This window comes from Magnetospirillum sp. WYHS-4 (genome assembly GCA_039908345.1).
Classification (GTDB): Bacteria; Pseudomonadota; Alphaproteobacteria; order Rhodospirillales; family GLO-3; genus JAMOBD01.
Genome location: JAMOBD010000122.1, coordinates 1 through 5,959 on the forward strand (window position 1 = coordinate 1; position 5,959 = coordinate 5,959).

The window sequence follows — 5,959 nt, forward strand, 5'->3', positions numbered from 1 at the left end:
GTCTTGACGCCACGGGACTTGCGCCCGTCGCTGAACAGACGCCCCACCCAATCGATCATGGGTTGGGCCGCGTCGACCACGGCGCCGATCCCGGCCTTGACCTTGTCCAGGTTGTCGTAAACCAGGCCGGCGGCCACGGCGATCACGCCGATGGCCCGCCCGATGGGGCTCATGGCGACGGCCGTTCCCAGGACCTTCCAAGTGACGCCGAATCCGACTACGGCCGCCGTCGCATGGGGGGTGCAGATGACAGCCGCTTACGTCGAGGGCGACTCCGACGCAAAGCGGAAACTGGTAAATCTCATTTGAGCCAGAACTGGCGTGACCGAATCCGATTGCCTTCGATATCTGAACGAACTGGTGGAAACGCTCATCGGCGGGCGGGAAACTGACTTCCGGAATCTGGTGGAATGGCTTTACCGCGAGAGGGTACCCTCCGCGCCGCCTCTCCCGTGGCCTGGCTGAAGAGGTGCCGAGGGATGTTGATGAGAGCGAACCGCCGACGCTCCTCGGGCAGTGTGCTGGTGTCGGCTTCAATGAAAATCTCCACCGTCTCTTCGCTGGCGTGAACCTCGACGCGAAGGGGGCCATCGCCGAAGTCCACCTCGTGACGGCGGTGGTTTCCGCCTCGGATGATCGCATAGGGCATGATCGTTTCCTTGCTGCCTGCCCCCACCATCATGATAGTAGGGAACCGAATAGCCAGATGGATTTCGCTTGCAGGTGCAAGCGGAAATCATCTGTGAAACTTGACGCCAGCCCTTCGGCTTTCGATGCCCAGGCACCTCCTTGTCGCATGGTATGTCGATATGCTATACATACATCATGGCATGGAGCATCGAGTATTCGGTGGAAGCCCTCGTCAGTTTGCGGCGAATACCCGCCAACACGGCACGGACGATTCGAAGCAAGGTCGAACGTCTGGCCATCAATCCCTATGCTCCCAACAACAACGTCAAAGCCCTCAAGGGGCGGCCGGGCTATCGGCTCCGCGTCGGAGATTGGCGGGTTCTCTATACCCTTCGAAACGACGTGGTGACGATCCTGGTTCTGGAAATCGCTCCAAGATGCCGCGCCTACGATTGAGGAGATGGAAATGGCGAAGCCGCAGATCATCAACGACGAGCAAGGCCGACCGGCATTCGCGGTGATCCCGTGGGATGTCTGGGAGCGGGTGCGTCCCTATGCCGAGGACGATTCCGACGAGGCTCTCTTCGATGCCGCGATTGCCCGCAAGTCGGAGACCTTCCCAGCCAAGGTGGTGGATGCGATCCTGGAAGGGACGAGCCCCGTCAAGGCATTCCGCCAGCACAGGGGATTGACCCAGGCCGTCCTTGCCAAGAAGGCCGGCATCACGCCCCTTTACCTCTCGCAGATCGAGACGGGTCGGCGCACCGGCTCGCTGGAAACCCTCCGTGCGCTCGCCAAGGCTCTTGGCCTGGACGTGACGCTGTTGCTGCCGACCTCGTGATGGCTTCGCGGTCACTCCTAACGTCCTTCAGATAGCAATTTCGAGAACCAGGGATATTCCAGCGCTTCAATTCCCTCGACGAGTTTCCCCATGGGAATGCGTCGCTGGTCGTAGTGGTCGGTCATCTGCATCCGGTGCTCGGAACTGGCCCACCCCAGCAGCCCATCGACGATACCCTTCGGAACGTTCTTATCGCGGAGATGTCCGAGGTGTGGCGGGGAGATGGTCAGGGGCGGTTGCGCTTGAAAAGCAATGGCGGAACCGCCATAATCACACATGGATCATCGAAAGCCGAAGCCCCTAGAATGGGTTGGGTCGAGTAGAACCGACCTCAGGCGCTTCCCCGAGGAGATTCGGGATCACGCCGGATTTGCCCTCTATCAGGCTGAGGTGGGCTTGAAACACCCTGATGCCAAGCCCGCTTCAGGGGGTGGGTTCCGGGGTTTTGGAAATCGTTTCCCGGTTCGACGGGAACACCTACCGGTCGGTCTACGTGGTCCGTTTCGAGAAGGCGGTCTATGTGCTTCACGCCTTCCAGAAGAAATCCAAGACCGGCATTGCGACGCCGAAGCACGAGATCGACTTGGTGAGGCAGAGGCTGAAGGCGGCGGAGAGCCATTACCGCTTGCGCTATGGAAAGGAAGAGACCCATGGTCAGGGTTGACGACATCGAAATCGAAAAGGGCAGCGGCAACGTCTTTGCCGATCTTGGACGGCCAGATGCGGAGACGCATCTGCTGAAGGCGAAACTTGTCACCCAGATCGACGGCATCATCCGAAGCCGCCGCCTGACCCAGGCGAAGGCCGCCGAGGTCATGGGGCTATCCCAGCCCGACGTGTCCCGCCTGCTTCGGGGTTACTTCAAGGACTATTCGGTGGAGCGCCTGCTCCGTCTTCTACTGGTGCTGGGGCGGGACGTGGATATTGTGGTCCGCAAACAGAGGTCTCATCGCCCTGGTCGGCTGACCGTCGAGGCGGCGTGAGGAATATGGATATCTCCAGGAAACAGGTGGCGATGTCGGCAAGAAAGCGTAGCGGCATTCTCGAAGCGGTTCACGAGACGGTATGGGACCTGCACAAAGTGGGGCTCGTGGACGAGACAACCATGCGGGAATTCGATGCTCTCTGCCTGTCCCCTGTTCGGGAAGCAGTAGGAACAACCCGAAGCGATCAACGCCTTCTGCCAGTAGATGATGCGAAGACGGTCGGTCACGTTTCGCCATTGGGCCGGGGTGATGGGCTTGTGGAAAAAGTGATGAAGGGGAAGGGAAGGTGGGGGAGAGGCTTTCCCCCTATTACTTACTAAATGTCAATTTGGCGTTCAAGCCCAGGCCCGACCAGGAGCGACATCTGAGATCCACGGTGTAATTGATGCCGCTGTGTCGGCGAATAGGCCATGGCACTGGAGTGCACTTAATCCCCGCCCTGCACACGCGTACCTTCATCGGGTTCGCAGTCAACAGCTTGCGGAGAATATCGCAGGGGTCGAACCGTCTCCGCGAACTGGGGGTGCGGGCGCTGTTCCTGTTCGGCTCGACCTTGCGTGGCGACGCCCGGGCCGACAGTGACCTCGACCTGTTCATCGACCACGAGGAATCGGGCCGCTTCTCGTTGTTCGACCTCCTGGAAATCCGGTATTTCCTGGAGGATTCCATCCACGTGCCTGTTGCTGGACGGTTTCGAGACCAATCCGACGGTCTATCGGGCCAAGCGTCGCCAAGGAACGGGAGGCGTGCTTGACCGAGAGACATGTCGGGCGTCCGGTGGCCTGGATGGGCCGGGCGCTCTCGGACACCTACAAGGGCGTATTGAAGATATCGCTGCTGCTGGCAGCCGACGAAATCCTTTCCCCAGCGGCACCACGACCATCAGCGAAAGGCCGGCATTCACGAGGCGTTGCACGCAGGCATGCCGCGCGATAGACGGTCGTGCCGATCTTGTGCGGGCAGTGTGCGGCCCTCTGCGAAGCGCAATGCCCACGGAACGGCCGATATGGCGCGCGCAGGTCGAGGAACAGGCGACGCGACGGCGGAACTCCGTTCGACCGAGATCGGTGGCGCTTGCCGCGACGGGGCTCGCCGCTTAGATTGCCCCTATGATCCAGCCTCGCATCGGCATCACCCTCGACTGGGAAGAACCCGGAGGGTATTCGAAATTTCCCTGGTACGCCCTGCGCCAGAACTATTGCGACGCCGTGGTGGCGGCGGGGGGGGTGCCGCTGCCTTTACCTCACGAGCCGGAACTGGTCACGGCCTACCTGGACCTGATCGACGGTCTATTGGTAACCGGCGGGCATTTCGACGTCGACCCGGCCCTGTTCGGCGACGCCGCAGTCCATGCCACGGTTAAGCTGAAGCAGCGCCGCACCGCTTTCGAACTGGCCATCGTCAAGGGGGCCCTGGAACGGGACCTGCCGGTGCTGGGAATTTGCGGCGGGCAGCAATTGCTGCACGTGGTGCTGGGCGGCCGGCTGATTCAGCACATTCCCGACACGGTTCCCGGCTGTCTGGCCCACGAGCAGCCCAATCCCCGCGACGAGCCCGGTCATACGGTCGCCGTCGTGCCGGGGACCCTGCTGCACCGCCTGGTAGGCGTCGACAGCCTGGCGGTCAACAGCGCCCACCACCAGGCGGCTGCCGACGAGCCGGCCGGGGTGGTGGTCAACGCCCGCGCCTCCGACGGGGTGATCGAGGGCATGGAGGCCCCCGCCTACCGCTTCTGTCTGGGTGTGCAGTGGCATCCGGAATTCTTCATTTCGGACGGCGACCGCCGCCTGTTCGAGGCCGTCATCCAAACCGCGAGGGAATCCAGATGAGCGACGAGAAGAAGGGCGAACGGCTGGCCAAGGTGGTGGCGCGGGCCGGTCTCTGCTCGCGCCGCGACGCCGAATCCTGGATCGCCGCCGGCCGCATTTCTGTCAACGGTACCGTGGTGGCGACGCCGGCCATCAACGTCGGCGCCGGCGACGTCATCCTGGTGGACGGCAAGCCCTTGCCCGAGGCTGGCGAGACCCGGCTTTGGCGCTACAACAAGCCGGCCGGTCTGGTGACCACCCACAAGGACCCGCAAGGCCGGCCGACGGTGTTCCAGAAGCTGCCGGCCGGCATGCCGCGCGTGGTGTCCGTGGGGCGCCTGGATCTCAATTCGGAAGGCTTGCTGCTGCTCACCACCGACGGCGAACTGGCCCGCGACCTGGAACTGCCCAGCCGCAACTGGACGCGCCGCTACCGGGTGCGGGTCCATGGCGCGGTGGACGAGGACGCCCTGAAGAACCTTCGCAAGGGTATCACCATCGAGGGCATCAAGTACGGCCCGGTGCTGGCCCATCTGGAACGCGAGCAGGGCTCCAACGCCTGGGTTTCGTTGTCCATCCACGAGGGCAAGAACCGCGAGGTGCGGCGCATCATGGAACACCTGGGCCTGCAGGTGACCCGCCTGATCCGGGTGTCCTACGGCCCCTTTCAACTCGGCAACCTGGAACGCGGCCAAGTGGACGAGGTGCCGCGCCGGGTGCTGCGCGACCAGTTGGGCCGCGGCAAGGTCAAGGCGGCCCCCGGCGGGCGCCGAACGAAGGCCCCGGCTGACGAGGGCGTCGAATGAAGCTGGCCCGGCTGGCCGCCCTTCTGCTGCTGGCTTGGCCCGTCGGGGCGGCGCCGCCCAGCCAGGAACGCCTGTTCGCCGCCCCGCCCGCCGGCTGGACCGCCGTCCGCAAGGAATTCAAGGAGGGCCGTCGGCTCCATGAATACCTGCCACCCGGACAGACGGCCAAGGACTGGACCGAGCGGGTCACCGTGCAGGTCTTCGAAGGCATGCTCGACGTACCCGCCGTCACCTTCGCCATGCGGATGGCGGATGGTGTACGCGAGTCCTGCGAGCGCTACGAGGGCCAGGACCCGGATTCCCGGCAGGTCAATGGCTACGAGGTCTCGCTGCTGCTGCTCGAATGCCGCCGCCCGGCGCCCGATGCCGCCCGCCCCCAGGTGGTGCCACGCCGTATCGAGGTCTTGATGTCCACCGTGATCCGGGGCCGCGAAGGCATCTATGTGGTCCAGCGCGCCTGGCGGGGAGATCAGCCGGGCGGCGGCCATCCGTTCTATTCCCGCCCGGCCCGCGAGGCCTGGCTGGCCTTCATGGGCACGGTGGAACTCTGCGATCTGGCCGACCGCGCCGCGCCTTGCAAGAGCCTGGGCATGCCCAGCCATGCCGAGGCCCTGGCCTTCCTGCAACCCTTCCAGGACCAGCTCCTGCCCGCCTGCCCCTATGTCCTGGTGGTGGCGGTCAGGCCCGACACCGCCCAGGCGGTGGCCCGGCGCCAGACCGTGCCCATGGTGGTGGGCGCCCGCCCCTTTGGCGACGCGGAACAGGAACGCAAGATGGTGGACCTGATCGTCCGTTCCGCCCGCGCCAACGATCCGGCGGAAGCGCGCGAGGCCGCCATGGCCGGCCACCTCGACCAGTTCCGGCGCGCCAACCCCGAGGCAAGCGCCG

Annotated in this window: 10 protein-coding genes; 8 read left to right on the top strand and 2 right to left on the bottom strand. The window is 64.1% G+C overall.

Annotation, left to right across the window (positions count from 1 at the left end):
- Positions 1–370: 370 nt before the first annotated feature.
- Positions 371–649 carry a hypothetical protein gene (locus H7841_18040; GenBank protein ID MEO5338759.1) on the bottom strand — a complete coding sequence of 93 codons (279 nt, stop codon included), beginning with the start codon at positions 647–649 and terminating at the stop codon, positions 371–373.
- 176 nt (positions 650–825) lie between these two features.
- Here H7841_18040 and H7841_18045 point away from each other — a divergent pair, with 176 nt between their 5' ends.
- Positions 826–1,086 (top strand): type II toxin-antitoxin system RelE/ParE family toxin, encoded by a 261-nt coding sequence (locus H7841_18045; protein ID MEO5338760.1) that lies wholly within the window; start codon positions 826–828, stop codon positions 1,084–1,086.
- A gap of 10 nt (positions 1,087–1,096) precedes the next feature.
- Complete coding sequence (locus H7841_18050; GenBank protein ID MEO5338761.1) at positions 1,097–1,471, top strand: helix-turn-helix transcriptional regulator; 375 nt, start codon at positions 1,097–1,099, stop codon at positions 1,469–1,471.
- Between the two features lie 17 nt (positions 1,472–1,488).
- Here the strand turns inward: H7841_18050 and H7841_18055 are convergent, their stop codons facing one another.
- Positions 1,489–1,749 (bottom strand): hypothetical protein, encoded by a 261-nt coding sequence (locus H7841_18055; protein ID MEO5338762.1) that lies wholly within the window; start codon positions 1,747–1,749, stop codon positions 1,489–1,491.
- 131 nt (positions 1,750–1,880) lie between these two features.
- Between H7841_18055 and H7841_18060 the strand changes: the two genes are divergently transcribed.
- The 6 genes from H7841_18060 to H7841_18085 form a co-directional block, all read left to right on the top strand.
- Complete coding sequence (locus tag H7841_18060; protein ID MEO5338763.1) at positions 1,881–2,135, top strand: type II toxin-antitoxin system RelE/ParE family toxin; 255 nt, start codon at positions 1,881–1,883, stop codon at positions 2,133–2,135.
- The gene (locus H7841_18065) at positions 2,122–2,454 is read left to right on the top strand and encodes a helix-turn-helix domain-containing protein (GenBank protein ID MEO5338764.1); all 333 of its coding nucleotides are present in this window, start codon (positions 2,122–2,124) and stop codon (positions 2,452–2,454) included. The genes H7841_18060 and H7841_18065 overlap by 14 nt, the downstream gene beginning before the upstream one ends.
- A gap of 424 nt (positions 2,455–2,878) precedes the next feature.
- Positions 2,879–3,211 (top strand): nucleotidyltransferase domain-containing protein, encoded by a 333-nt coding sequence (locus tag H7841_18070; GenBank protein ID MEO5338765.1) that lies wholly within the window; start codon positions 2,879–2,881, stop codon positions 3,209–3,211.
- A gap of 355 nt (positions 3,212–3,566) precedes the next feature.
- Complete coding sequence (locus H7841_18075) at positions 3,567–4,286, top strand: gamma-glutamyl-gamma-aminobutyrate hydrolase family protein (GenBank protein ID MEO5338766.1); 720 nt, start codon at positions 3,567–3,569, stop codon at positions 4,284–4,286.
- Positions 4,283–5,071, top strand: a complete 789-nt coding sequence (locus H7841_18080; protein ID MEO5338767.1) for an rRNA pseudouridine synthase — start codon at positions 4,283–4,285, stop codon at positions 5,069–5,071. The genes H7841_18075 and H7841_18080 overlap by 4 nt, the downstream gene beginning before the upstream one ends.
- On the top strand, positions 5,068–5,959 hold an 892-nt coding region (locus H7841_18085), incomplete at its 3' end, for a hypothetical protein (protein MEO5338768.1). The genes H7841_18080 and H7841_18085, both read left to right, overlap by 4 nt.

Coding starts and splice junctions, on each gene's coding strand:
- H7841_18075 (MEO5338766.1), top strand. CDS start 3,567: ATGATCCAGCCTCGCATCGGCATCACCCTCGACTGGGAAGAACCCGGA.
- H7841_18080 (MEO5338767.1), top strand. CDS start 4,283: ATGAGCGACGAGAAGAAGGGCGAACGGCTGGCCAAGGTGGTGGCGCGG.
- H7841_18040 (MEO5338759.1), bottom strand. CDS start 649: ATGCCCTATGCGATCATCCGAGGCGGAAACCACCGCCGTCACGAGGTG.
- H7841_18065 (MEO5338764.1), top strand. CDS start 2,122: ATGGTCAGGGTTGACGACATCGAAATCGAAAAGGGCAGCGGCAACGTC.
- H7841_18060 (MEO5338763.1), top strand. CDS start 1,881: ATGCCAAGCCCGCTTCAGGGGGTGGGTTCCGGGGTTTTGGAAATCGTT.
- H7841_18045 (MEO5338760.1), top strand. CDS start 826: ATGGCATGGAGCATCGAGTATTCGGTGGAAGCCCTCGTCAGTTTGCGG.
- H7841_18055 (MEO5338762.1), bottom strand. CDS start 1,749: ATGTGTGATTATGGCGGTTCCGCCATTGCTTTTCAAGCGCAACCGCCC.
- H7841_18050 (MEO5338761.1), top strand. CDS start 1,097: ATGGCGAAGCCGCAGATCATCAACGACGAGCAAGGCCGACCGGCATTC.